Origin of the sequence: Nitrospina watsonii (assembly GCF_946900835.1) — a bacterium.
GTDB lineage: Bacteria > Nitrospinota > Nitrospinia > Nitrospinales > Nitrospinaceae > Nitrospina > Nitrospina watsonii.
Genome location: NZ_OX336137.1, coordinates 2,578,019 through 2,602,988 on the forward strand (window position 1 = coordinate 2,578,019; position 24,970 = coordinate 2,602,988).

The window sequence follows — 24,970 nt, forward strand, 5'->3', positions numbered from 1 at the left end:
CGTCACCGCCGGTTCAACGGAACGTACGCCCGCATCCGGTCGATGTCCGGACCCGTGTATTCCTGCGTGGGGCGGAACAGCGGCCCTTTCGCTCTGCGTTGCCGCAGGATGTTGGCCAACCAGCCGAAATGGCGGCTGGCCTGGAAGATCGGCGTGTTCAGTTCCCGGGGCACGCCCAGAACCTTCAACAGCAGGCAAATGGGCAGGTCGGCGTTGGGCGCGCGGTCCTTTTCTTTAAGCATGATGTCGCCGATGAGGTCGTAAATCTCGAAGAGGTGCCCCAGACCCTTTTTGTCGGCCAGCGGCCGGCCGATGCGCTCGGCGATGGTGACGCGCGATTCTTTCTGATGCTTGTAATGAGGCAAGCGGTGGCCGAAGCCGAAGATCAGTTCTCCGTTCTCCAGTTTGTTCATGATGTAAGACCGTGCCTTGCCAGGCGTTCCAATTTCCTCGAACATGAGGGCGGCCAGCTCATTAGCGCCGCCATGACGCACGCCCTTGAGCGGCGCACCGGCGGCGATCAGCGGCGTATAGGGATCGGTCATCGACGACTCCACCACCAGCGCCGTGAAGGTGGAACAGTTGATGGTGTGGTCGAGATACAAGATCAAAACCGTGTTGAGCGCATTCACCCATTCCGGTTCCGGAGCGATGTCCAGCATGTGCAGCAGGTTGGCGGCGAACGACAATTCCGGGTCCGGAGCGATGGGCTCCAGCCCCTGCTGGATGCGCCAGCCCGCGGTGATGAGCGCCGGGATCTGCGCACCCAGTCGCACCCCCGCATTCAGAAGCAGCGCTGCCAGGTCATCGTCTTTTTTCGGCGTCTGCCACAAGGTGTTTTCATAATCCGCATCCAGCATGCGCACGAACGACAAGGACGTCATCAACAAGTCCATCATGTTCACGCCTTTGGGATAACTGCGGAGATGGTCGATGGCGCGCTGATCCAGCCGCGAATGCTCTTTGATCTGGCGCGAGAACGCGTCCAGCTGTTGCCGGTTCGGCAGGGTTCCGTTCAGCAACAGATACACGGTTTCCTCGAACGGTCCCTCAATGAGATCGTAAATGCTGTATCCCCGGTAAAGCAGAATGGGCTTTCCGGAATGATCCACGGTGGTCAGGGAAATGTCGGAGGTGCAGACAGGAACCCCGTCCAGGCCGTTGTCCACGGTATGCAACACTTCGGTATTAGGGTTCATAGTTCAAGATTCCATTTATTTCTTTTCGGTTCATCATGTGCGCCAGTTGGGTTTTCTGACTGCCATCCTTGAGCAGGGTCGAAAGCAAGACACGCGTCCATCCGGCGTGAAACCGGAACAACGAAACCGGAAAAATCACGATATCGTATCCCAACTCCGCAAACTCACAGGTGTCCATCAACGGCGTCTGCCCGAACTCGGTCATGTTGGCGAGCAGCGGTCCGGGCACGAAGCGCCGCACGCGGGAAAACTCATCGGCATCCTTCAATGCCTCGGGGAAGATCACATCGGCTCCGGCCTCGCGGTAACGATTGCCGCGGTCGATGCACTCATCCAGTTGGCGGCCGGCGTCGATGTTGTCCGCACCGCGTGCGTCCGTGCGGGCGACGATGACGAACTCCGGGTTCAACCGGTCCCGCACCGCAACCGCTTTCTGCAGCCGGGCTTCCATGTCTTCCACCGGAACCACTTGCTTGCCCTGCAAGTGACCGCAGCGTTTGGGAAACAACTGGTCCTCGATCTGAATAGCGGCAAACCCGGTTTCGATGTAACGGTGCACCGTGACTTCGATATCTTCAAATCCCGTGTCGGCATCGCACAACACCGGAATGTCCACCGCCCGCACGATCCATTTGCCAAGACCGGTGAACTCATCGAGACCGAGCGTGCCGTCATCCGGCACGCCCATGCTGTTGGCCAGCGCCGCCCCGGATACATACAGCGCGGGGAAGTTCATCGCCGCTACCTGCTTTGCGGTGAAGGCGTTGTACACGCCCGGCAGCACCAGCGGTTTTTTGTGCGCCGTCAACAGCTTGCGGAACGAAGGTGTGGAGATCATGACACCACCATGGATCGCATCAACAGACCGAGATCTTCGACTTCATCCAGCCGCCACACCATTTCCACCACCCGGTCCTGCTGATCGACGCTCAACCAGCGTTCGGCAGCATCGCGGAATTTCTTTTCCAGTTCCTTGGGTTTGAGCGGGTTGTTGGGATGGCCTTTCGGATCGACCACTTCCTGTTCGTAGATACTGCCGTTTTTCAGTGTGACCGTGACTTTGTTCGGAAACGAACGGCCGTAAATCCCGGTGTAATGCGGATTTTCCGAGACGCTCACTTTCTGCACCAGCGCCTGAAGCGCCGTGTCACCCAGATGCACCGCATCGAATTGATCGAGAGTGATGTCACCATCCATGAGCGCCACCGCCACGATGTAGGGCAGACTGTGGTCGGCAGTTTCCTTGGTTTGCGGATGCCATTTCTCCGGTTCCTTGCCGATGATTTCGTAGGAATGAAAACTCGTTTCCACGTGAATACGCTCAATGTTCGCCACGTTGTCCGGCCCCATGTCCTCACGCAGTTCCAATGCCGCCCAGATGGCGCTTTGCGCATGGTACTCGGCGGGAAAATATTTGATGTAGGTATCGACGATCTTGAACTCTTGACGGCCCTGCCCGCCGAACTGTTCGGCGAGATCGAACTCGCCCTGCGTGATCTGCCTGATGAATCCGTGCTGACCTTCGAAGATGTCGCTGGGCCCGGTGAGCCCGTGCTTCACATACAACGCGGCGCGCACCGCGTTCTGCGACGCCTGCGCGAAGGCCGCGGCTTTCCATTGCGAGATGGTGCCAATGCGCGTCTGCCTCAGGTAGTTGCCGGTGGTGATGGCGATGCCGAGGGCGTGCCGCGTCTGCTCCGGCGACAGGCCCAACAGCTTCGCCGCTGCAACGGTGGAGGAGATCGACCCGTAGGTCACATGGTCCCAGCCTTTTTTGCGGAGTGCGGCGGCATCGCACAGGCGGCAATGCAGTTCATACGCGAGGACGGTGGCAAGCAACAGGTCGCGGCCGCTGCGGCCTTCGGCTTCGGCCACAGTCAGCACCGCACCCAGGTTGTCGCTGGGGTGTGCCGGTTCGCGGTTGAGGTAGGTGTCGTTCCAGTCGAGGGCGCGGATCAACGTCGCCAGATACAGCGTCGCGTAATCCATCGGCGCCTTGTGATCCGTGCCCAGCACGGTGGCGCCGGGCAGAGCCGTGGCCGAGGTGGCAAATCCGCGCATGCCCTGCGCCGCGGGCGCATCGTACGCCGCCCAGGCGGTCGCCAGACTATCCAGCCAGCGTTCCTTGGCGCAGGCGATGGCGTGGTCGGATAAATCGTTGTAGGTCAACCCGGCAACGTACTGCGTTATTTGCTGCTCATAGCGGTCCATGGGCGAACCCTCCAGCCTACATGTTTCAATATAGGTCCTGCCGGGAGGCTCCGCACGTCAATTTACAGAGTCTAAATTCCATTTTTTCAATCCTCAATCCATGCAATGCAGACAGTTAAGAGAACTCTTTTTAAGGAAAGGGAAACCTGCAAGGAGAAGCCGCTCATCATGCAGACCGCAAGTTTCTATTTGACAAAGGACGGCAATCTGCTATTTATGAGTTCAAATTTGAATACATGATTTGTTCAACAAAGGGAAGACGGTGCGAATCCGTCGCGGGCCCGCCGCTGTAACCGGGACGAAACCCTCCGATGCCACTGTTCGCGTGCGAATGGGAAGGTGGGGGCGAGTAGGTCGAACCGGAAGCCAGAAGACCTTGCTGAACGAATGTTTTTCAAACTCTTCGTGGACTGAGAGGTTGAGGGTAGATGACTATCCCATCCTGTTTTCAGGCTGGGATTTTTTTTCGCCCGACTTCTCACTGGAACGCAAGGATTTCCGGTGGAAGCTCGTCTTGTTATCATATTGGCGCCCGTCTCGGGGAACGCCCGCTCATTGGACGCCCGTCCTCCGTCTGCGTCTCCGCCTCGTCTCCATCGAACAGCGTGCGCGCCGCATTGGGATGCATGGAATGCGTCGGAACCGGAGCGCCAGCCATGAGCGCCTTCCTGTCCGCCTTGTCGTTTTTATCGATCCTCCGCGTCCCCGGCAGCCGATCCTTCGATGCCCGCATGGTGATGCACTTTCCGCTGGTCGGATTGCTTTTAGGCGGTGCGCTGGTGGGTGTCGATGGAGCGGCTGCGCTCTTATTCCCACCTTTGCTGCGCGCGATGTTCGATGTGTTGTTCCTGGCGATGGTCACCGGAGCGTTGCACCTCGATGGCCTGGCCGACAGCGCAGACGGCTTGTTTTCGCATCGGCCTAAAAACGAGATGCTCGCCATCATGAAAGACTCCTGCATCGGCGTGATGGGGGCGGCGACCCTCGGTTTCTGCCTGCTGCTCAAGGTCGGCGCGCTTCACGGCCTCGACGGCGGCCCCGCCTGGCTGTGGCTGTTGTTCGCTCCGGCGCTGGCGCGCTCGGCACAGGTCGTCGCGCTGGTGGTCATGTCCGATGCGCGCGGCGGCGAAAGCATGGGCTCTTCCCTGTATCAGCATAAAAAATTTCATGGGTGCCTCGGTTGCGCGGTGCCGCTGACGTTGCCGTTTGTGTTCGATGTGCGTGCCGGATTGTGGATGCTTGCGGCGTTCGGTGTGACCACGGCACTGCTGCTGATTTATTTCCATCGCCGGCTGGGCGGCATGACCGGCGACACCCTGGGCGCGCTGTCGGAGACGGTGGAAACCGCAGTACTGATTGTGGGGGCGGCGTTCCACCACGTCACATCCTCCATCGAAAACATCTCGCTTTGAAAGTATGAAACCTATGAATACAACCATCCTGATCACCGGCGGCTGCCGCAGCGGCAAAAGCCGCCATGCCTTGCAACTCGCCCAACATCATGCGGGGGAAAAAATCTTTCTCGCCACCGCCGAGGCGGGCGACGCGGAAATGCAGGACCGCATCCGCATGCACCGCGCAGAACGCGGGCCGGACTGGATCACCTTCGAAGAACCGGAGAATCCGGTGAACGTGCTGGAATCGTGCGCGACCTGCACCCATCCGCTTCTGGTTCTGGATTGCATCACGCTCTGGCTCAGCAACCTGATGATGAAGTCCCGCACGCGTGAAACCATTCTGGAATGCGTCGAGACTCTGTTGAACGCCTGCGACCGATTCAACGGCACGCTGATCCTCATCACCAACGAAGTCGGGGCGGGCATCGTGCCGGACTCCGCGTTGGGCCGGGCGTTCCGCGACATCGCAGGCGAGGTCAATCAACGCATTGCGGCACGCTGCGATGAAGTCGTCCACACCGTGGCGGGCATCCCCACCGCAATCAAAATCCGGAACGAGAGCGCGCAGCCTGCGCCAAACGGTCACGCCTCCGGCGGCGAGTTTGCGGCGGCGGACAAGGCGGGGTTGTACAAGGCCATTTTTGAGCGGCGCGACGTGCGTCATTTCAAACCCGACCCCATTGCACCCGACCGGCTGCACCGCATCCTCAACGCCGCGCACCACGCGGGCTCGGTCGGGTTCAGTCAACCCTGGAATTTCATTGTGATCGATGACGCAGCCATCAAGGATAACGTGTTCGACAATTTTTCTGACGCCAACGAGGATGCGGCCGGCAATTATTCCGGTTCCAAACGGGAGTTGTATTCCACGCTCAAGCTGGAAGGCATCCGCGACGCTCCGGTCAACCTCCTCGTTACCTGCGACCGCGAACGCGGTGGACCGCACGTGCTGGGACGCAACACCGTCGTCGATACAGACCTGTTCAGCACCTGCTGCGCCGTGCAGAACCTGTGGCTGGCAGCCAGGGCGGAGGGCATCGGCGTCGGTTGGGTGAGCATCCTGTCCATGGATCGATTGAAGGCGGACCTGCGCCTCCCGGACTCCGTGGTGCCCGTCGCCTACCTGTGCCTGGGGGTGCCCGCTATCGCGTACGATCGACCGATGCTGGAACAGGCCGGGTGGGCCCGGCGCCTGCCGCTGGACCGCGTGGTGTACCACAACCGCTGGGGACAAAACGCCGGAGACCGGACATGAGTTTTATTTCCCGAAAAAGAATGCTTGCGGATTCGATGGCGCCGCACACAATGGAACGGCATGCATCCGTCGGTGCAATGACCGGTTCCATCCCCGAACACGGCGGACAGGCCCCGTCTCTCGTCAACGGGTTCGACACAAACGCGCCCTGGGTCGATTTCAGCACCAGCATCAATCCCTGCGCTCCCTCAGAATATGTGAGCGCCGCGATCGGCAACGCCTGCGCAAACATCAACCGCTATCCCGACCCGGATGCCTCCCCATTGAAACGGGCTTTGAGCGAGTCCCTTCAAATTTCCTCGGCACGATTGATCGTCGGCAACGGGGCGACGGAGTTGATCTACCTGCTGCCGCACCTGTTGCCAGAAGGCCGGGAGGCGTTGATCCTGACGCCCTTCTTTTCTGAATTCGAGAAAGCGTTCCGTGCGTTCGGGATTCCTGTCCACAATCTGCGGTGCGACGCCGATGACGATTTCGCCCCACCCGTGGACACGCTGCTCCTGAATTTGAAAACCAATCCTCGTATCGGCGCCGTGGTGTTGGGACACCCCAACTCGCCGACAGGCCGGTTGGGATCGCACAGCCAGTTCGACGCTCTCGCCGAAACCTGCGAGAGCCGCGGCATCCTGTTGGTCGTCGATGAATCGTTCATCGATTTCTGCGAGCCGGGCAGTTCCTTAATGGAATCCTACCCGCATCATGCCCACTTGATTTTCATCCGTTCCATGACCAAGTTTTACGGCTTGCCCGGACTGCGCCTGGGATTTGGCGTCATGGACCCGCAATGGGTCCATATCCTTGGCACATACCAGCCGCCGTGGTCGGTCAACAGCCTCGCGCAGGCGGCGGGGATCGCGGCTCTCGAGGATACCGGCTTCGCCAACACCAGCCGGACTTACGTGCATCAGCAAACCGCCGATCTCATTCAGGGGCTGAACGCCATTCCAGAAATCAAGGTGTACCCGTCCGACGCCAATTTTGTTTTGTTTCGATTGAAAGATGCGACGGACGTTTCCGCCATGCAGTTGTACACGCGTTTGCTGCAGCAAGGCATCCTGCTGAGAAACTGCGCTAATTTTGACGGCCTCGATACGGGTTACTTTCGCGTCTCCGTGCGCCAGCAAGAGGACAACCAGTTCTTGCTGGCGAAACTTCAGGAATGCCTGAGGAGCGGGGGTTGACTTGGAACTTTCGTGGATGGTGGGGCTGGCTTTCGTTCTGGATCTGGTTTTGGGCGATAACAGGCAACTCCCGCACCCGGTCCGCTGGATCGGAAGCGCAGCGACCTGGATGGAAAGGAGGGTGCGTCCCAGAATCACCCATCAGAAACGGGCGGGATGCTTAACAACTCTCATTCTGGTCGGCGGCACGTATGGAACGGCGTGGAGCCTGCTGGCCGGCCTGAAGGCCATCGACGCCTCGCTCCACTTTGTTATGGAAACGATGTTGCTCTACACCACACTCTCAACGCGGGGCCTGTACGATGAAAGTCGTCCGGTGCTTTTGCATTTGCGCGCGGGCAATCTTGACAACGCGCGGGAGAGTCTGCGCTGGATCGTTGGACGCGACACCCGGCACCTCGACCGCAAAGAAACCGTCCGCGCCACGGTAGAGACCGTCGCCGAGAACACGGTGGACGGCGTGATCGCACCGCTCTTTTACGCCTGCATCGGTGGGGCGCCCCTGGCGCTGGCATACAAATGCGCGAACACGCTCGATTCCATGTTCGGCTACAGAAACGAACGCTATCGGGAGTTCGGCTGGGCCTCGGCTCGTTTGGACGATGCCGCCAACTGGCTCCCGGCGCGGCTGGGCGGTCCGCTTTTGGCGATGTCCGCCTGGGTGGTGGGACTGAACGCACGCAACGCCTGGCGCACCATGTGGCGCGATGGGCACAAACACCTGAGCCCCAACGCGGGCATTCCGGAAGCCGCCGTCGCCGGAGCGCTGAATGTGCAACTGGGAGGCGCGCAGTCGTATCGCGGACAGTGGGTGGAGAAACCCGCCATCGGCACGAATTTGAAAGCACTGGAGACCGAAGACATCGCGCGGTCGCATCGATTGCTGTTCGCCGCCTCGGCGCTGACTCTGCTGTCATTCCTCGCAGTGCGCACAACAATGATGATTCATTCTACAAATTGAAAGGAGGCCGCGCTCACAAATACATTTTCACTCATTACGTTTCAAATCATTCAATCAACCGATCAAATAATTTCCTTGTCAGGGAAGTCCGGTGCAAATCCGGCACTGTCCCGCAACTGTAATGGGAGAAGACGCCGCACACAGCCACTGTCCTGCCGGATGGGAAGGCGCGGCGGTTTTACACCCTGAGTCAGGATATCTGCCATGGAAATGCGTTTGTCCTTCGCGAGAAAGGAAACACAATGCACCGCTTTGTCCACAAGGCTGTTTTATGCTGCCTGCTTGTCACCGTAACGTTGTTCATTCCCCCGGCCAGCTGGGCGGAATCCAAGCCACTTGAAAAAATGGAACCCATCACCGTGAAAGCCGCCCGGGGCGTTTTACAACTGGAAAAACTGCCGACTTCCGCCACGGTCATCACCCGCCAGGACATCGAAGAAAAAAACTACATCAACGTCGAAGACATGCTGCGCGAAGAGTTGGGCCTCGACGTGTTGCAGAACGGCACCCTGGGTTCCAGCACCACCGTGTTCATGCGCGGCGCGGGTTCCTCGTCCACTCTCGTCCTGATCGACGGCGTGCAGGTGAACTCCAATACACTCGGCAGTTACAACTTCGCCCACATCCAGCCCGACAACGTCGAGCGCATCGAAATTCTGCGCGGCCCGCAAAGCACCCTGTGGGGCGGCGATGCGGTGGGCGGCGTCATCAACATCGTCACCCGTCAGGGAACCAGCACGCCCGCGCATACCTTTTCGTTTGAGGGAGGCAGTTTCGCCACGTTCAAGGAAACGTTATCCAGCCGGGGAAAGTTCGATCGCCTCGATTATTCCTTCACCGCCTCGCGCATCGACGCGGAAGGGTTTTCCTCCGCCAACGAGAACAACGGCAACACCGAAAACGACGGCTACAACAACAGCTCGGTTTCACTGCGGACGGGTCTTGATTTTGCGGACACCCGCGGCCGCGCCGATTTCATCGGTCAGTACATCGACGCCCGCATCGATTTCGACAGCTTCGTGTTCGGCGTCGGCATGGTGGACGGTCCCCCGTACACGGCGCAGGATTCCTACTACCTGGCCGCGCCGGTGTCCTATAAGATCATGCCTTTCTGGGAAATCAGCCTCAATCCCAATTTCGCGTACGACGAGGTTCAGTCCCGCAACCAGACTTCCGGTGATTCCACCATCATCAGCCGCACCAGCACCCTGGATCTGCAAAACAACATCACGGTCGGCGATCATTACAACGTGCTGGTCGGAGGCGAGTACCAGGTGCGCGCCGGAGAAAACATCTCCAACGGCATGGACCGCAAGCTGGACAACAAAAGCGCCTACATGCAGGGCATCTTCGATTACGAAGACAGCCTCGTCATCACCGCCGGGTTCCGCCACGATGTCAACGACTCGTTCGACGACGTCACCACTTACAAATTTGAAGCGGCGTACCGGTTCAAACAAACCGGGACGCGTCTGCGTGGCGCATACGGCACCGGTTTCCGCGCGCCGACCATCAACGACCTGTTATTTCCCGGTTTTTCCAATCCCAATCTGCAACCGGAAGAGAATACAAGCTGGGAAGCCGGTTTCGATCAGACGTTTCTCGATGGCGACGTCTCACTGAGTGCGGTCTATTTCGATGCCCGCTTCGAAAACCTGATTCAGTTCGACCTCACCACCTTCCGGCCGGAGAACGTCACCAGAGCCACTTCGCGCGGCGTCGAAAGCACACTCAAAGTCCGTCTGCCTTATGATTTGGAAGTCTCGGCCAATTACACCTGGAACCAGGCATTCGACACCACCACGCGCACGCAACTGCGCCGCCGCGCTGAGCACAAGTTCCACGCGAACATTCACCACTGGTGGAAGAACCGCCTGCATTCGCTCATCGGCGTCACGCACAAAGGAAAAACGGTGGATGGCGCAACCGGAACCGATCCGTACATCGTGGTGCGCGCGGCTTTGGACTACACCCTCGATAAACACTGGAAACTGACGCTCCGCGGCGAGAACCTGTTTGACGAGGAGTACGAAGAAATTTCAGGATTCGGCACGGCGGGCATTTCCGGGTATGCCGGGTTCGCCTTCAGTTTCTAACGGAACATTCTTATCAAACGTGTATCAGGGAGATATACAGACCATGGAAACGGAACATTCAAAAAAATATTTCCTGCTTGCAGGCTTTGTGGTGGCGATGGTGCTGACGCGCGGACCCTGGATCGATTCCTGGGTTCATCTGCGCGATGCCACGTTGGCTGTTTTTTTCATCGCCGGATGGTTCTTTCGCGGGCACCTCGTACCCTCGCTGCTGGTATTGACAGCAGGATTGGTCGATTACGGCGCCGTCCAAAGTGGTGTCAGCGCCTGGTGCTTTTCCCCTGCCTATCCGTTCCTGATTCCCACCTACCTCAGCCTCTGGGTAGCTGGAACCCTTACACCTTCTCCGAATATCTCTACATTAAGGGAAGGGGTCGATGTGAGCCTGCGTCTCCTAGCTGCCACGCTCGCTGCCTTCATCCTTTCCACCGGCAGCTTCCATTGGCTGTCCGGCAGATACGAGGGCGTTGCGGTCATGGAACAGATCGCGGTCTCCCTGCAATACCTTCCCGGTTATGTGGGTGGGACATTTTTTTATGTGGGGATTTTCATGATGGGCATGAAAGCGGTATTCATGAGCCGCAGCCTTATTCTTTCAAAAGCATCTCAGAGTTGATTCGCAATGGAGTCCGAAATGACCAACTTGAATGAAACCTGCCGCGGATTGATCATTGCCGGCACGCACAGCTCGGTGGGCAAGTCGTCCATCGCCATGGGGCTCATGCGGTGTTTTAAAAATCGCGGCTACCCGGTGAAGCCGTTTAAGGTCGGGCCCGATTACATCGATCCCGGCCATCACACCCGTGCGGCCGGCCACCCCAGCTACAATCTGGATTGCTGGATGGGAGGGCGCGCATCCATGCAAACCCTGTTCAACGCCACGATTCAACCGGGGGACCGGTTTGTCATCGAGGGCGTGATGGGAATGTTTGACGGCGCCTACGCCACAAAAGAAACCGGGTCCACGGCGGAGATCGCGCACCTGCTGGATGCCCCCGTCGTGCTGGTCATCGACGGGTCCATGCTCGCCCGCTCCGCCGCCGCCATCGTGAAAGGGTTTGTGGAGTTCGACGACCGCGTGAACGTGTTGGGCGTGATCGCCAACCGGGTGAACTCGCCCGGCCACGCACAAATATTGAAAGAGGCCATCGAGCACCACACCCCAACGCGCTTCCTGGGTCACCTGCCATGCCGGGAAGAATTGAAAATGCCCAGCCGGCACCTGGGGCTGCACCTGGCGCAGGAGCAGGGAGCGGATATCTATGACCAGTGGGCGGCGCATCTGGAAACCCATCTCGACATCCCTTCCTTATTAGAGTTGCTGCCAGCCAGGCCTGGCGGGACAACGCCCCCACCGCCACGGTGGCCGCAGCCGGAGTCCAGCATCCCGTTTTCGGTGGCCATCGCCCAGGACGAGTCCCTGCATTTCATCTACCAGGACACACTCGACCTGATCCAGCATTACGGCGGGCGCATCCAGTATTTCTCTCCGCTGCGGGACAACGCTCTGCCCGATGGCGTGGACTGGGTGTACCTGCCCGGCGGCTACCCCGAACTGTACGCCGGGCGGTTGAGCGGTAATATCCGGTTGTTGCAGGCTATCCGGAAGTTTGCAAATGCAGGCGGGACGGTGGTGGGCGAATGCGGGGGATTGATGCTGTTGGGGAAAACCCTCACCGATGCCGAGGGCGTCCCGCACCGCATGGCGGGGGTATTCAATTTTTCCACTACCCTCAGCAAAAAGAAGTTGACCATTGGCTACCGCGAATTGAATTACCATCCGCCTGGTCAATCCAACACGGCCTTGACCCTGAGAGGCCACGAATTTCACTGCTCTTCTTTTGAGGAAAACGGAGAGACACCTTTAATGAGTCACCACAACCCGGAAACCGATCAGACGCACCACGATGGATACCGGTTTAAAAATGCGTTTGCTTTTTATTCCCATATTCATTGGGGCAGTTCCATCGGCTGGTGGGAAAACCTGCTTCAGCGTTTCATCCTCAAATCCAAAACCCAGAGAGACATCCCATGAAAAAACGACCTGCGTCCGATCCCAAAAAAAGAAAAGGCCTTGTCATCGTCCACACCGGAGACGGCAAAGGCAAATCCACCGCCGCTTACGGGTTGGCCCTGCGCGCCGCCGGCAACAAGATGAAGGTGTTCATCCTGCAATTCATGAAAGGCCAGTGGAAAACCGGAGAACGTAAAATGTTCACGCAACTCGAACCGTGGATCGAATACGTGGCCATGGGTGACGGCTTCACCTGGGACACCAACAATCCCGAACAGGACCGGCGCACCGCGAGCCAAGCCTGGGAAACGGTGAAACCCAAAATTCTGGATGGTGATCACTCCGTCGTCATTCTCGACGAAATCAATTATGTCCTGAGTTATCAGTTTCTGGATGTGGATGAGGTGCTGGATACCTTGCGCCGGAAACCCGCGTCCGTGCATGTGATCTGCACCGGACGCAACGCGCCCGACTCCCTCATCGAACTGGCGGATATGGTGACGGAAATGAAATGCGTGAAGCATCCCTTTAAGGAACAGCGCATCCCGGCACAGAAAGGCATCGAGTTTTAATGCAGACGCCATCGACTTTGCTCGCAGACACCCTGAATCGCATCACTCCCGTTGCACGCCCACGCATCGAGCAGGCGCAGCAGCACCTCGACTCCCTGACCAAGCCGCCGGGCAGCCTGGGCCGGTTGGAAGAAGTCGCCGCACGCATCGCCGCCATGCATCCTGAAGGCAAACCGCAAATTCGAAAACGCGGCGTGTTCCTGTTTGCCGCCGACCACGGCGTGGTGGTGGAGCAGGTCAGCGCTTATCCGCAGGAAGTCACGGCGCAGATGGTGCTGAATTTTTTGCAAGGGGGCGCCGCCATCAATGTGCTGGCGCGGCACGCGGGCGCCGAGGTGACGGTGATCGATATGGGCGTCAACCACAACTTCGATCGCCAACTTCCTCTGCTCCATAAAAAAATAACGAAAGGCACCGGCAACCTGCGCCGGGGTCCGGCCATGACGCGGGAACAGGCGGAAGCCGCACTGACCGTGGGTGTCGAACTGGCGACCCAAGCCCAACGGGATGGCATCGATCTCATCGGCACCGGCGACATGGGCATCGGCAACACCACAGCGAGCGCCGCCATCCTGTCCGTGTTGAGCGGACACGCGCCGGAGGCGATCACCGGTCACGGCACCGGCATCGACGCCGCCACACGGCGGCACAAAGTCGCCGTCATCGAAGACGCCTTGCGCCTCCACCAGCTCGATCCCACCGATCCCATCGACGTGCTCGCCAAAGTCGGCGGCTTCGAAATCGCGGGCATCGCCGGGCTCATCCTCGGTGCCGCCGCGCAGGCCCTGCCGGTGGTCATCGACGGCGTCGTGTCCATCGCCGCCGCCACGGTGGCGTACCAGCTCAAACCCGATGTGGTGGATTACCTGTTCGCGTCGCACAACTCCACCGAGCCCGCCTGCCGCGCCGGTTTTCAAATTCTCGGACAGGAGCCATTGCTCGATTTGCAAATGCGGCTGGGTGAGGGCACCGGCGCCATTCTCGCCATGAACCTGATCGAGGCCGCCGTCAAAATTTATTCTGAAATGGCGACCTTCGACACAGCCGGAGTCTCGCGGAAACAGTTGCCCTGACGGGCAACCCATCATGAGGCAGAGATATGAACATTGACCTGCATAAAAGTCCGCACCGCATCGTTTGCCTGACGGAAGAAACCACCGAGACCCTGTACCGGATCGGTGAGCAAGACCGGATCGCCGGCATCTCCGGCTACACCGTGCGGCCTCCGCAGGCGCGCAAGGAAAAACCCAAAGTGTCGGCATTCATCAGCGCGAAAATCGACAAGATCCTCGCCCTCAAACCCGATCTTGTGCTGGCTTTTTCTGACATGCAGGCAGAGGTCGCAGCACAGCTGGTTCGCGCCGGAGTGCCGGTACACGTGTTCAATCAACGCAGTGTGTCCGGTATCTTCGGGATGATTAGGATGCTCGGCGCGATGATTGGGGAAACGGCAAAAACCGATGCGCTGATGATCGAGCTGAAGGAGGGGTTGGACCAGATCGAGCGATCTGCGGCGGCGCTGCCCAAACGCCCCCGCGTTTATTTTGAAGAATGGAATGATCCATTGATCTCCGGGATCGGCTGGGTGTCCGAATTGATTCACCTTGCCGGGGGTGAGGACTGTTTCGCGGAGTTGGCCGCATCGCCCGCTGCCGGGGGACGCATCATTTACGATCCGGAGGAAGTCGTGCGCCGGGCGCCCGATCTGATCATCGGCTCTTGGTGCGGTAAACGGTTTCGCCCCGAAAAACTTCCGGAACGGCCCGGATGGGACCGCATTCCTGCCGTCCGTCGGGGCCATGTTCACGAAATCAAATCCGCCGACATCCTCCAGCCCGGGCCTGCAGCATTGACCGATGGCGTACGACAGATTCATGCACTGATCCAGACATGGGCTGCGGACAGGGAATGATCCGTTTCCAGCATACGGTCCCCCTCCCGTTCTCACAGCTTTTCATAGGAATGCACCGCGTTCAGGAGGCTCTGTTGCCATCCCCTTTGAACATGACTTAGAATAAAAGAGTACCTTGAAGAACAAATGAGATCGATGCATGGCATACACACCGCCCTAAAACAAGGTGAACCTTAATGCAAGACAAACCTGTCATCGGCGTGACCGGCCCAACACAAGGCGGCACCGCAGCCTGGCTTTTCACCTGGCTGGCACTGTGGCGCGCTGGAGCCCGAGCCCGGCGCATTCATACGCAAAAACGGGTTCCTCTCGACCGGCTGGACGGACTGATCATCGGCGGCGGCGCCGACGTCGCTCCGGATAAAACCGATCCCCTGCCGATCGAAGACATGCCGAGCGCCGAGGAGTTCAAGAAAGAACGCGGCCTGCGCTTGCGCGACCTCATTCTCGCTCCTCTTATCTTTCTGGTCCGCTGGTTCACCGCCGCCTCCACCGTCCGTGCCGACACGGCGCGGGATGAAATGGAGAAAGAACTGATTCGCGCGGCCCTCGACCGGCAGTTGCCTCTGCTCGGCATCTGCCGCGGGGCGCAGATCCTCAACACCACACTGGGTGGGACCCTGCACCAGGACATCCGCAATTTTTATGTGGACAAACCTCATGTGTGGACGCTGCTGCCCAAAAAAGAGATCGCCATTGCACCGGAAAGTCACCTCGCTGCGGTATTGAGCACGACCACGGCCAAAGTGAATTCGCTGCACAACCAGGCCATTCGCGAACTGGGGCGGCACCTGCAGATCGTCGCGCAGGAACAGCACAACGACATCGTGCAGGCCATTGAGGTGACGGAGCAACCTTTTTGCATCGGCGTCCAGTGGCATCCCGAGTACCTGCCTCAGGTGGACCGCCAGCAAAAACTGTTTCGCGCGCTGGTGCAGGAAGCAAAAAAAAGGAAGTGCTCCATGCACGAGGCCCCCAGCCCTTCCAAGCCTCTCAATCAAGACGGGCTGCCACTCCCATGAGCGCCGGCACAAAATTTTTAAATTGTGATGTTGCCTGTTAAGTTTTTTTTCGCTTTTACGGGCTTTTATAATTTTATTGGGTCCGTCTGATAACGTCTCGGCTTTCGTTGCACGCTCCCGGCGAATTTTTACCATCCTCGCACAGCCCTTCAGACCGGGGTCATCCCATGTATGCCTTTCTGGACTAAAATTTTTCAAACAAACTTTCAACCTCTGTTTGATATTTTATACGGCGACTTTTTTAAAACTCACAGGCGCTCCCACGCATCTATCTAGCAAAGGGGTTAAAAAGTTGCCAAGGACGTTGAGTGCCGCACGGCGCACTCGATAACGTATCCCCGCACTGATTCAGAAAACCAGCGATTTTCACAAGGCCCGGTTTTCTGTTAATAAAACAGGAGGTTTCAATGAGACGTTTTTCCAAATGGATTGGATTTTTTTTGATGGCAGCGCTTGTGTTTGCAAACCCCCTGTGGGTGAATGCGGAAGAAGACCCGCATAAGTTCAAGGCCGGTGAGTCGCCCTACTGGTTCAAGCCCGGCGAGGGACCTCTGCCGCTGCCTTCCAATAAGTTCCTCAAACTTTCCGAGGACATTCGCCTGCACAATAACCGCGGCATCGATGAATTTCTAACGCAGAACTTCCGGGACGCATTGGATCATTTTGAGATGGCCGCTCAGTTGGATCCGAACAACGGCATCCTGGCTTACAACGAAGCCATCACGCTGGACCGGCTGAACCGGCATCGTGAAGCGACGCAGCGCTTCCAGCAGGCGAAGGACCTCGCCCGAGGGAATCAGTTGATCCTGAATTCCCCGGTGCTTCAGTCTCATCTCAGCCATCCCTGAAGCGACGCGTTGGGGTGTGACAGAATGAGTGAATGAACAACGCCCATCGGGTATTCCCGATGGGCGTTTTTTCGTGGCCCGCCTGGAGCGCTTAGTGCAAGGGAAATGTCACCACCACCGCTCCCATCACATCGTTCAGCTTGAAGTCCCGCCTCGGGCTGTCGGGATGCTGGTTGTGACATTCCACGCAGGCACTGGAGATGGCGTGATCGGGATACACCGATCGAAAATAGAAGTTTTTGCCAACCTGCGTCCAACTGATGTAAGGACGAATCGGGTGGATGCCGACCCACTCCAACGCCTTGCGTTCGAATTCGCTGGTCGGGCCGTTGCGCGGGTTGATCGGCCACAGGCTGATGAGGCTGAAATCCAATCCCAGATTCTGTCGTGTGGTGATTTCCAGAACCTTTAGCAAAAACTGTGCGGGCAACATCAACGTGCGCGCGGCCTGCCAGTCACTCCGGCTTGTCAACACGGCACCATTTTCCAGATGCTGCACCACAAACCGGGAATACACGGTGCGATCGGATTCCAAAACCGCATGCACATAATCCGAAACCACTTCCGGCGGAATCAGGATGCTCTCATCCGGCTTTTTCTGAAACCGGCTCCCCAGAGGCATGTCGATCACGATACCGCCCATCACATCGCCCAGCTTGAAATCGGTTTTGGGACTGTCCGGGTGATGGTTGTGACATTCGACACAGGTTTGCGAAACCGCCTTGTCGGGATAGATCGCCTGGTAATACCACATCCCCTCCCTTTGCACGATCCAGGTGAAGGGTTTTTGCGGGTTGCGGATCACTTCCAGCAAGCCGGACTTTTCCGTTTCGGATTTTGGCAGGTTGTCGGGATTCAACGGCCACACACTGCCCAACCGGTAACGCATGCCGATGCCTTTGGAGTTGGTCACGCTCGAAGACAATTTCAAAAACTGGGCCGGGAGCAGCAGCGTGTTTTCTTCCTGCCAGTTTTCAGTCGCCTTCAAAGACCGGTCCCGATCCAGTCGATCCACAATGTAATGGGAATAGGCGGTGCGCCCGGCCTCGATGACCGCGTGCACGTAATCCGCTGCCAAACGCGCAGGAACTCCTTTGTTCATTGAAAACGGTTCCGGCTCAGCCGCCCGTCCCACCGCAATCAAGGAAATCAAAACCAATATCAATCCGATGAAACCTTGCAGAACTTTCAAGCTCATGGGAAACCTCCCTGAGGTGTTCTTCCGGATATCCGGGAGAAATGGCTGCGTGGGCCGGGGAGGCGGTACGTCGAGGCAGAGCGTTGGTCTTGTTGACACGAGGAATCGATTCGCGCAATGGCTCCCTGCCCATAATAATTTAATATGGGCAGCCGGGCGCAGCCTCGCCACGAAATCCGCCGGGAAACCGGGTGTCCGTTCGCAGCTCCCGGTCTGCCGGTCAATCCCGGTTCTGAAATCGGTAAATGAGGTTCTTGATAACCGGCAGGCGGCTCGCATCGCGCCGCACCAGCGCCCACATTTCCGAACTCACGTTCTTCAGTTCACCCAGCCGGATCAGGCGTTTTTTCTGAATGGATTCCTGCACGCTGTTCTGCGGCAGAATGGCCACACACACGCCTCGCTCCGCGCCCAGCCGAAGGAAGGTGATGTCGTCCGCCTCCCCGACGCTTTGCGGACGCGTTTCGTGCCGCGCCAGATACCGGTCCACGTCCGCCCGCAACTGGCTGTGCGCCGTCAGGTACATCATCGGCACATCGTGCAATGAAAACGGGAACCGTTTTTTGATCCAGGCAAACCTGGGCGCGCCGACGGCGATCATCTTTTGCGGCTTCAACCGGTAGCTGACGAGATTTTTTTCCTTCGGCTCCGTATTGCGATCGCTCAAAACGATCTCCAACCCGCCGTTGTTCAACTGATACATCAACTCACCCAGCGACCCCTCGGTCACGCTCAATAAAATATCGCGTTCTTTCCACAACGGCAGGGTGAACTCATGCACGTGCATGGAAGACAAGGACGGCAGGGCGCCGACGCGGATGTGCTGCCGTTTGCGCGGCCGCGCCTGCTGCACCGATTCGATCATCTCATCACACTGGCGGAAAATGGTGGTGCAGTAATCGGCCACCACTTTCCCCACCTCGTTCAACTCCAACTTGCGCACGCGGCGCTCAAACAACTTCTTTCCGAAAAACTCTTCGACCTCCTTCAACTGCGTGCTCATCCCGGAGGGACTGATATTCAGTTTCTCACTGGCTTTTTTGATAGATCCTTCCTGGGAGATCGTCCAGAAATAGTACAGATGCCGGAAGTTGGGCAGATTTTGCATTCTTTAAACCCCTTATTTTCAATCACCTTATGATAGATCGATAAATCATGATGCATACCTTAGAGTTTATTCAGTTTTTATTATCCATACTTTGAGGCATAATGAGTACTCGAAAATAACAAATAATCAATTTGTTAGGACGATTTCCCAGCGAACCCGCACAGCCTTATCGAAACCGAAAACGAATCGTCGGCAGCCGGGTCGATCCCATCCACCCGGTCCGCATCACGCGACGAGGACTGTTTGATTCATTGCAGGACCGGCAGGCGGGAGGTTCCTGCCAAACCCTTTCTTTCATTTTCTGGAGCAACGCATGTGTGGCATTTGTGGTGAGTATCGATCCGACGGAACGATTCCCGATTCCCGTGCGGTGACAGCCATGGCCGAAGCGCTGGCTCCCCGTGGCCCCGATGGCAATGGCCTCTTCTCCCAACGCAACGTGGCCTTTGCGCACCGCCGCCTGAAAATCATCGACCTGTCGGAGGCCTCGCACCAACCCATGACCGATTCCGCACTGGGGCTGGTCGTGGTGTACAACGGCATCCTTTACAACTACAAAGAGCTGCGGAAGGAATTGCAGGACAAAGGCTATTCCTTTTTCTCGCACGGCGACACCGAAGTCTTGCTGAAGGCCTACCATGCGTGGGGCAAGGACTGCGTGCAGCGATTCCAGGGCATGTTTGCGTTCGCCTTGTGGGAACGCGACACGGGCAAAATGATTCTGGCGCGTGACCGTCTTGGCATCAAACCCCTCTACTTTTCCAGTTCCGGAGGACGTTTCCGTTTTGCGTCCAGCCTGCCGGCGCTGGTGGCGGGGGGGCAGGTGGACACGTCCATCGATCCGGTCGCCCTGCATTTCTACATGAGCTTTCACGCTGTGGTGCCCCCGCCCTACACGATTTTTCAAGGCGTGCGCAAACTGCCGCCAGGCCACATGATGGAAATCACACCCGATGGCGGCCAAACCATGAAGCCGTACTGGTCGCTCTCCTACGCACGCACGAAAGAAGATGAAACCTGCGATGCGGTCGAATGGAAAGAGCGCGTCATGGAATCCCTGAAAACCGCCGTGCGCCGCCGCCTCGTGGCCGACGTGCCGGTGGGCGTGTTGCTCTCCGGCGGGCTGGACTCCAGCCTCATCGTGGCCTTGCTGGCGGACCTGGGGCAAAGCGGCCTCAATACGTTTTCCGTCGGATTTGAAGCCGCGGGAGGCGAGTTGGGCGACGAGTTCGAATATTCCGACCTCATCGCCCGTGAGTTTTCCACTGAGCATCACAAAATTTTTGTGCAGTCGAAAGAAGTGCTGCCCAACCTGATGCACTGCGTGCAGGCGATGTCCGAGCCGATGGTCAGCCACGACAACATCGGTTTCTTCCTGCTGTCGCGCGAAGTCGCCAAAAGTCTGAAGGTGGTGCAGAGCGGACAGGGTGCGGATGAAGTGTTCGGCGGCTATTTCTGGTATCCGCCGCTCATGGACAGCCAGGACCCGATTGCCGATTACTCCAAACTGTTTTTCGACCGCACGCACGACGAATACGCAACCGCCGTGCATCACAAATTCGTGACCGAGAATCACAGTCAGGAATTTCTCAAAAAACGTTTCGCTGAAACGGACGCGGTGGGGGGCACCGACAAGGCGCTATGGATGGACACCACGGTGATGCTGGTGGACGATCCGGTCAAGCGTGTGGACAACATGACCATGGCCTGGGGACTGGAAGCGCGGGTGCCGTTTCTCGATCACGAACTGGTGGAGCTGGCGGCGCGCATTCCGCCGGCCCTCAAAGTGAAAGACGGCGGCAAGGGCATTTTGAAAGACGTCGGGCGCGAGGTGTTGCCGCACCAGGTCATCGACCGGCCAAAAGGGTATTTTCCCGTGCCGGCGCTCAAATACATCCAGGGCGAGTACCTGGGTTTCGTGCGGGACGTGTTCGAACAACCTTCCGCCAAACAACGATCCCTGTTCAAGAAGCCGTATCTCGACCGCATGTTCGAGAACCCGGAGCAACACATCACGCCGTTACAAGGCTCCAAACTGTGGCAGATGGCGTTGCTGGAGATGTGGTTGCAGGTTCACCAGAAATAAACAGAGGCGAACGTGACCCCTGTTGAGGTATCATTCAATTAAGGAAACTTCTCCCGTTTGATGATGAAGACTTCTGAAAAATCACCGCGGCGTTTCATTCCCATTCGGGAATTTCGGGACGTCCACAAGCCGGCTCCGGAATCGGAAACCCAGCGCAACGTGACGCTGGATTGCGGATGGGGACGTCTGGTTTTCGCCAACACCTTCTCCGACAGCCGGGAGATGGTGCAATCCATCTGCCAGGAACGCCGGGGCAAGCGCGACATCGCGCTGTACATCCACGACCCGCAGGTGGCCTTATCGCTGGCTCCGCAGGAGCTGTTCCTCGACCCGTCGCATACCCTGAGATTGTGGCTCAGCAAATATGAAGAGTCCGCCATCTCTTACCGGGGCTACACCGTTCGCCCCATTCAAAACCGTCGCGATATCCAGCAAGCCAACCGTATTTACAAAGCCCACAACATGGTGCAGATTCCGGTCGGCTTTGCCATGAAGCATAAGGACGCGGCGCATTTGGTGTTCCGGGTGGTCGAGGACAACCGTTCCGGAAAAATTCTGGCCATGGTGCAGGGCGTGGACCACAAGCAGGCGTTCAACGACCCGGAAGAAGGGTCCAGCCTGTGGTCGCTGGCGGTGGACCCGCACGCCGAGCACCCCGGCATCGGCGAGGCGCTGGTGCGCAATGTAGCCGAACACTTCAAACAAAACGGACGGCGGTTCATGGACCTGTCGGTGATCCACGACAACGATCAGGCCATGGCCCTGTATGAAAAACTGGGCTTCGAAGTGGCGCGCCTGTTTTTCATCAAAAAGAAAAACCCGATCAATGAAAAGCTGTTCATCGGCTCGCTGCCCGAAAGCAACCTCAACCCGTATGCGCGCATCATCATCAACGAAGCCCGGCGCCGGGGCATCGGCGTGTCCATCCTCGACGAAAAAGCCGGGTACTTTTCCCTGACCTTCGGCGGGCGCACCATCATCTGCCGCGAATCGCTGAGCGAGTTGACCAGCGCCATCGCCATGACCCTGTGCGCCAACAAGGCCGTCACGCGCCGGTTTCTGCAGCGGCAGGGTTTGCCCACGCCGGAGCAGATGGAAGCGGGCGGCGCCAAACCCAACCGTGCGTTTTTGAAACAGCACACCGACATCGTGGTGAAACCCGCCGATGGCGAGCAGGGGACGGGCATCACCATCAAACCCAAAAACAGCAAGGAACTCGATGCCGCCGTCGAAAAAGCGCAGCAGGTTTCAGACCGCGTGTTGCTGGAAGAATTCGTGGAAGGCATCGACCTGCGCATCATCGTCATCAATTTCGAAGTCGTGGCGGCCGCCGTCCGCCACCCGGCGCAGATCATCGGTGACGGGCGCTCCACCGCAAAACAACTCACCATCAAGCAAAGCCGGCGGCGTTCCACCGCCACCGGCGGCGAAGCCCGGATTCCGCTGGACGCGGAAACCGAACAATGCATCCACGACGCGGGGTACACCTTCGATTCGGTTCCCGAATCCGGAGTCGTGATCCCCGTGCGCAAAACCGCCAACCTGCACACCGGCGGCACCATTGTCGATGTCACGGCCGACCTGAATCCGAAACTCGGCGAAGCGGCCGTACAGGCGGCAAAAGCCATTCACATTCCCATCGTCGGTTTCGATTTCATTGTGCCCACGGTGAACGGCGACAAATTTAAAATCATCGAAGCCAACGAACGACCGGGACTGGCCAACCATGAACCGCAGCCCACCGCGGAACGGTTCATCGACCTGCTGTTCCCGCAGACCCACATCGACACACACGGGCACGGCCAGATAACACAACCACCCATCTCTTAACCGGAAAGAATTTCTAATATGAAGCGGCTAGACCTGGACCAGAACTACCTGATGCGCACCTTATTCCGCCTGCTGGAAATCCCCAGCCCCACCGGCCTGACGGACACCATTGTGCACGTCATGTGCGACGAACTGAATAAACTGGGGATTCCATTCGACCTGACCCGGCGCGGCGCCATCCGCGCCAACATGAGCGGCAAGGTGCAGAGCCCGGACCGCGCCATCGTCGCCCACCTTGACACGCTGGGGGCGATGGTCAAAAACCTGCGCCCCAACGGGCGTCTCGAAGCGGTGCCCATCGGCACCTGGTCGCCGCGTTTCGCGGAAGGCGCGCGCGTGACCGTGTACATGGACGGCGACCGTTCCTGCCGTGGCACCATCCTGCCCTTGAAAGCGTCCGGACATACGTACGACACGGAAATCGACTCGCAGCCGACGGCCTGGTCCAACCTGGAGGTCCGTGTGGACATGGAAAGCAACTCGCGCAAGGAGTTGGAAGAAGCCGGATTCAATGTCGGCGATTTCATCGCCGTCGATCCCGACCCGGAGTTCACCGACAACGGTTACATCGTTTCACGGTACCTGGACGACAAGGCAGGCGTCGCCGCCATCCTGACCGCGGCGAAAGCCATCGTCGAGGCCAAGGCGCCTTTGGAACTGGACTGCCACCTGCTGTTCACCATCTCGGAGGAAGTCGGCGTCGGTGCCTCGCACGTGCTGCACGGCGACGTGGCGGAACTGGTCTCGGTGGACAACGGCACCCTCGCGCCCGGACAGAACACCAGCGAGTTCGGCGTGACCGTTTCGATGCAGGATTCCAGCGGTCCCTTCGACCGCCATTTGACCACGAAGCTGCTCGACCTCTGCCGCACCCACAAAATCGAACACGCGCGCGACGTGTTCAATCATTACAGGAGCGACGCGGCGGCGGCGATGGAAGCGGGCAACGACATCCGCACCGCCCTGCTCTGCTTCGGCCTCGACGCCTCGCACGGCTACGAACGCTCGCACATCCAGTCCCTGATGTCGTTGGCCGACCTGTTGTCGCTGTACATCCAGAGTCCACCCACGTTCACGCGCGACCGCGACCTGCTGGGTCCGCTGGCGGATTTTCCACATCAGCCGGAATTGGAAAAACACATCGAAGATCCCCCCAAACAATGAGCAGCGGGGGGCACCGCGCAGGGGGAGACAACCCGCGATCCGGCTTTAAAGGCCCAAACTAAAAGGACCTTCGCCAACAAGCTGGCAGCGACCCTGTACGCGCCGGAAAAATCTTGAAAACGGCAATACAAAAGGGGTACATTAAATGAATTATCCGGTAGGGAGATTCGCACACGCCGAGACAGCCCAACGTTGCACCCGCCCTACCCTTTACAGCCTAAACCGAATTTCATTCCGGGAAACCGCGCAGGCGGTTTTGGAGTCAGGCTTCTCCTTCACTTCCTTGTTTCCCCAGCAATATATATTTTTTCATTGAAGAAATATTGAGCCTGTTCGGGCTTTATCTTTCATTGTGCAGTTTCGGATTGCTGGACGCCGGAGTTGCAAATCCCCACTCTTAAAATCAGGTGAACTATGAGAAACGCAAGCAAGATTGGATCGGTATGGTTTCTGGGCCTTGTTGCCGTACTGATGATGGCCTCCACGGCCTGGGCGGACGACCGTGCCGTCAAGGAAGGTGACGTGATCGAAATCCATTACACCGGCAAATTGCAGGACGATACCGTTTTCGACAAATCGGAAGGCCGCGAACCGTTGAAGTTCACGGTCGGCACCAAGCAGATCATTCCCGGCATGAATCAGGCGGTGGTCGGTATGAAGGTCGGCGAATCCAAAACCGTTTCCATGGACCCCGGCGATGCGTACGGTCCGTACGACGACAAGCTGATATTCCAGGTTGAGAAAAGCAAACTGCCGCCGGAAGTGCAGTCCGGCGCTCAGTTGATGGACGGCCAGGGCAACATCGTCACCGTCAAGGACATTCAGGGCGATATGGCAACGCTGGACGCCAACCACATGCTGGCGGGCAAAACCCTGATCTTCGACATCAAGCTGGTGTCCATCCAGTAATTCCATT

Annotated in this window: 21 protein-coding genes and 2 riboswitches; of the genes, 16 read left to right on the top strand and 5 right to left on the bottom strand. The window is 58.1% G+C overall.

The window, feature by feature from the left end:
• Positions 1-2: 2 nt before the first annotated feature.
• From QML71_RS12015 to QML71_RS12025, 3 genes are read right to left on the bottom strand one after another with little or no spacing between them, the layout of a single operon-like run.
• Positions 3-1,199: a citrate/2-methylcitrate synthase gene (locus QML71_RS12015; RefSeq protein ID WP_282012170.1), complete on the bottom strand. Its 1,197-nt coding sequence runs from the start codon at positions 1,197-1,199 to the stop codon at positions 3-5.
• A complete protein-coding gene (locus tag QML71_RS12020; RefSeq protein ID WP_282012171.1) occupies positions 1,189-2,037 on the bottom strand; it encodes an isocitrate lyase/PEP mutase family protein in 849 nt (282 codons plus the stop codon). The genes QML71_RS12015 and QML71_RS12020 overlap by 11 nt, the downstream gene beginning before the upstream one ends.
• Positions 2,034-3,410 carry an MmgE/PrpD family protein gene (locus tag QML71_RS12025; protein WP_282012172.1) on the bottom strand — a complete coding sequence of 459 codons (1,377 nt, stop codon included), beginning with the start codon at positions 3,408-3,410 and terminating at the stop codon, positions 2,034-2,036. Before QML71_RS12025 ends, QML71_RS12020 begins: the two co-directional genes overlap by 4 nt.
• A 207-nt stretch (positions 3,411-3,617) precedes the next feature.
• A riboswitch (cobalamin riboswitch) is annotated at positions 3,618-3,807 on the top strand.
• A gap of 259 nt (positions 3,808-4,066) precedes the next feature.
• On the opposite strand from QML71_RS12025, the gene cobS reads away from it, so the two are divergent.
• The 12 genes from cobS (at position 4,067) to QML71_RS12085 (ending at position 16,668) form a co-directional block, all read left to right on the top strand.
• Positions 4,067-4,822: an adenosylcobinamide-GDP ribazoletransferase gene (gene cobS / locus QML71_RS12030; protein WP_282012173.1), complete on the top strand. Its 756-nt coding sequence runs from the start codon at positions 4,067-4,069 to the stop codon at positions 4,820-4,822.
• A 13-nt stretch (positions 4,823-4,835) separates the two neighbouring features.
• A complete protein-coding gene (gene bluB, locus QML71_RS12035) occupies positions 4,836-6,062 on the top strand; it encodes a 5,6-dimethylbenzimidazole synthase (protein WP_282012174.1) in 1,227 nt (408 codons plus the stop codon).
• 35 nt (positions 6,063-6,097) lie between these two features.
• On the top strand, positions 6,098-7,243 hold the full coding sequence (gene cobD / locus QML71_RS12040; protein ID WP_282012175.1) for a threonine-phosphate decarboxylase CobD: 1,146 nt from the start codon (positions 6,098-6,100) through the stop codon (positions 7,241-7,243).
• A gap of 1 nt (position 7,244) precedes the next feature.
• Entirely contained in the window at positions 7,245-8,204 is a 960-nt protein-coding gene (cbiB, locus tag QML71_RS12045) for an adenosylcobinamide-phosphate synthase CbiB (protein ID WP_282012176.1), read from the top strand.
• 59 nt (positions 8,205-8,263) lie between these two features.
• A riboswitch (cobalamin riboswitch) is annotated at positions 8,264-8,425 on the top strand.
• A 21-nt stretch (positions 8,426-8,446) separates the two neighbouring features.
• Positions 8,447-10,300, top strand: a complete 1,854-nt coding sequence (locus QML71_RS12050; protein ID WP_282012177.1) for a TonB-dependent receptor plug domain-containing protein — start codon at positions 8,447-8,449, stop codon at positions 10,298-10,300.
• 43 nt (positions 10,301-10,343) lie between these two features.
• Complete coding sequence (locus QML71_RS12055; protein ID WP_282012178.1) at positions 10,344-10,916, top strand: hypothetical protein; 573 nt, start codon at positions 10,344-10,346, stop codon at positions 10,914-10,916.
• 18 nt (positions 10,917-10,934) lie between these two features.
• The gene (locus tag QML71_RS12060) at positions 10,935-12,335 is read left to right on the top strand and encodes a cobyrinic acid a,c-diamide synthase CobB (RefSeq protein ID WP_282012179.1); all 1,401 of its coding nucleotides are present in this window, start codon (positions 10,935-10,937) and stop codon (positions 12,333-12,335) included.
• Positions 12,332-12,886 carry a cob(I)yrinic acid a,c-diamide adenosyltransferase gene (cobO, locus tag QML71_RS12065; protein ID WP_282012180.1) on the top strand — a complete coding sequence of 185 codons (555 nt, stop codon included), beginning with the start codon at positions 12,332-12,334 and terminating at the stop codon, positions 12,884-12,886. Before QML71_RS12060 ends, cobO begins: the two co-directional genes overlap by 4 nt.
• Positions 12,886-13,959, top strand: a complete 1,074-nt coding sequence (gene cobT, locus QML71_RS12070) for a nicotinate-nucleotide--dimethylbenzimidazole phosphoribosyltransferase (RefSeq protein WP_282012181.1) — start codon at positions 12,886-12,888, stop codon at positions 13,957-13,959. The genes cobO and cobT overlap by 1 nt, the downstream gene beginning before the upstream one ends.
• 26 nt (positions 13,960-13,985) lie before the next feature.
• Complete coding sequence (locus QML71_RS12075; protein WP_282012182.1) at positions 13,986-14,798, top strand: cobalamin-binding protein; 813 nt, start codon at positions 13,986-13,988, stop codon at positions 14,796-14,798.
• Positions 14,799-14,974: 176 nt separating this feature from the next.
• Positions 14,975-15,820, top strand: coding sequence for a gamma-glutamyl-gamma-aminobutyrate hydrolase family protein (locus tag QML71_RS12080; protein ID WP_282012183.1), 846 nt, complete (start codon positions 14,975-14,977; stop codon positions 15,818-15,820).
• A gap of 407 nt (positions 15,821-16,227) precedes the next feature.
• Positions 16,228-16,668, top strand: coding sequence for a tetratricopeptide repeat protein (locus QML71_RS12085; protein WP_282012184.1), 441 nt, complete (start codon positions 16,228-16,230; stop codon positions 16,666-16,668).
• A gap of 91 nt (positions 16,669-16,759) precedes the next feature.
• Here the strand turns inward: QML71_RS12085 and QML71_RS12090 are convergent, their stop codons facing one another.
• A complete protein-coding gene (locus QML71_RS12090; protein WP_282012185.1) occupies positions 16,760-17,746 on the bottom strand; it encodes a Tll0287-like domain-containing protein in 987 nt (328 codons plus the stop codon).
• 340 nt (positions 17,747-18,086) lie between these two features.
• Positions 18,087-18,974 (bottom strand): LysR family transcriptional regulator, encoded by an 888-nt coding sequence (locus QML71_RS12095; RefSeq protein ID WP_282012186.1) that lies wholly within the window; start codon positions 18,972-18,974, stop codon positions 18,087-18,089.
• A gap of 313 nt (positions 18,975-19,287) precedes the next feature.
• Between QML71_RS12095 and QML71_RS12100 the strand changes: the two genes are divergently transcribed.
• The 4 genes from QML71_RS12100 (at position 19,288) to QML71_RS12115 (ending at position 24,963) form a co-directional block, all read left to right on the top strand.
• Positions 19,288-21,060, top strand: coding sequence for an N-acetylglutaminylglutamine amidotransferase (locus QML71_RS12100; protein ID WP_282012187.1), 1,773 nt, complete (start codon positions 19,288-19,290; stop codon positions 21,058-21,060).
• A 60-nt stretch (positions 21,061-21,120) separates the two neighbouring features.
• Positions 21,121-22,890: an N-acetylglutaminylglutamine synthetase gene (ngg, locus tag QML71_RS12105; protein WP_282012188.1), complete on the top strand. Its 1,770-nt coding sequence runs from the start codon at positions 21,121-21,123 to the stop codon at positions 22,888-22,890.
• Positions 22,891-22,908: 18 nt separating this feature from the next.
• Positions 22,909-24,054, top strand: coding sequence for an osmoprotectant NAGGN system M42 family peptidase (locus QML71_RS12110; protein ID WP_282012189.1), 1,146 nt, complete (start codon positions 22,909-22,911; stop codon positions 24,052-24,054).
• A 414-nt stretch (positions 24,055-24,468) separates the two neighbouring features.
• Positions 24,469-24,963: an FKBP-type peptidyl-prolyl cis-trans isomerase gene (locus QML71_RS12115; protein ID WP_282012190.1), complete on the top strand. Its 495-nt coding sequence runs from the start codon at positions 24,469-24,471 to the stop codon at positions 24,961-24,963.
• Positions 24,964-24,970 lie beyond the last annotated feature (7 nt).

Excerpts from the sequence above, each read along its gene's own strand:
- QML71_RS12015 (WP_282012170.1), bottom strand. The coding sequence starts at position 1,199 with ATGAACCCTAATACCGAAGTGTTGCATACCGTGGACAACGGCCTGGAC.
- QML71_RS12020 (WP_282012171.1), bottom strand. The coding sequence starts at position 2,037 with ATGATCTCCACACCTTCGTTCCGCAAGCTGTTGACGGCGCACAAAAAA.
- QML71_RS12025 (WP_282012172.1), bottom strand. The coding sequence starts at position 3,410 with ATGGACCGCTATGAGCAGCAAATAACGCAGTACGTTGCCGGGTTGACC.
- cobS (WP_282012173.1), top strand. The coding sequence starts at position 4,067 with ATGAGCGCCTTCCTGTCCGCCTTGTCGTTTTTATCGATCCTCCGCGTC.
- bluB (WP_282012174.1), top strand. The coding sequence starts at position 4,836 with ATGAATACAACCATCCTGATCACCGGCGGCTGCCGCAGCGGCAAAAGC.
- cobD (WP_282012175.1), top strand. The coding sequence starts at position 6,098 with ATGGCGCCGCACACAATGGAACGGCATGCATCCGTCGGTGCAATGACC.
- QML71_RS12050 (WP_282012177.1), top strand. The coding sequence starts at position 8,447 with ATGCACCGCTTTGTCCACAAGGCTGTTTTATGCTGCCTGCTTGTCACC.
- QML71_RS12055 (WP_282012178.1), top strand. The coding sequence starts at position 10,344 with ATGGAAACGGAACATTCAAAAAAATATTTCCTGCTTGCAGGCTTTGTG.
- QML71_RS12060 (WP_282012179.1), top strand. The coding sequence starts at position 10,935 with ATGACCAACTTGAATGAAACCTGCCGCGGATTGATCATTGCCGGCACG.
- cobO (WP_282012180.1), top strand. The coding sequence starts at position 12,332 with ATGAAAAAACGACCTGCGTCCGATCCCAAAAAAAGAAAAGGCCTTGTC.
- cobT (WP_282012181.1), top strand. The coding sequence starts at position 12,886 with ATGCAGACGCCATCGACTTTGCTCGCAGACACCCTGAATCGCATCACT.
- QML71_RS12075 (WP_282012182.1), top strand. The coding sequence starts at position 13,986 with ATGAACATTGACCTGCATAAAAGTCCGCACCGCATCGTTTGCCTGACG.
- QML71_RS12080 (WP_282012183.1), top strand. The coding sequence starts at position 14,975 with ATGCAAGACAAACCTGTCATCGGCGTGACCGGCCCAACACAAGGCGGC.
- QML71_RS12085 (WP_282012184.1), top strand. The coding sequence starts at position 16,228 with ATGAGACGTTTTTCCAAATGGATTGGATTTTTTTTGATGGCAGCGCTT.
- QML71_RS12095 (WP_282012186.1), bottom strand. The coding sequence starts at position 18,974 with ATGCAAAATCTGCCCAACTTCCGGCATCTGTACTATTTCTGGACGATC.
- QML71_RS12100 (WP_282012187.1), top strand. The coding sequence starts at position 19,288 with ATGTGTGGCATTTGTGGTGAGTATCGATCCGACGGAACGATTCCCGAT.
- ngg (WP_282012188.1), top strand. The coding sequence starts at position 21,121 with ATGATGAAGACTTCTGAAAAATCACCGCGGCGTTTCATTCCCATTCGG.
- QML71_RS12110 (WP_282012189.1), top strand. The coding sequence starts at position 22,909 with ATGAAGCGGCTAGACCTGGACCAGAACTACCTGATGCGCACCTTATTC.
- QML71_RS12115 (WP_282012190.1), top strand. The coding sequence starts at position 24,469 with ATGAGAAACGCAAGCAAGATTGGATCGGTATGGTTTCTGGGCCTTGTT.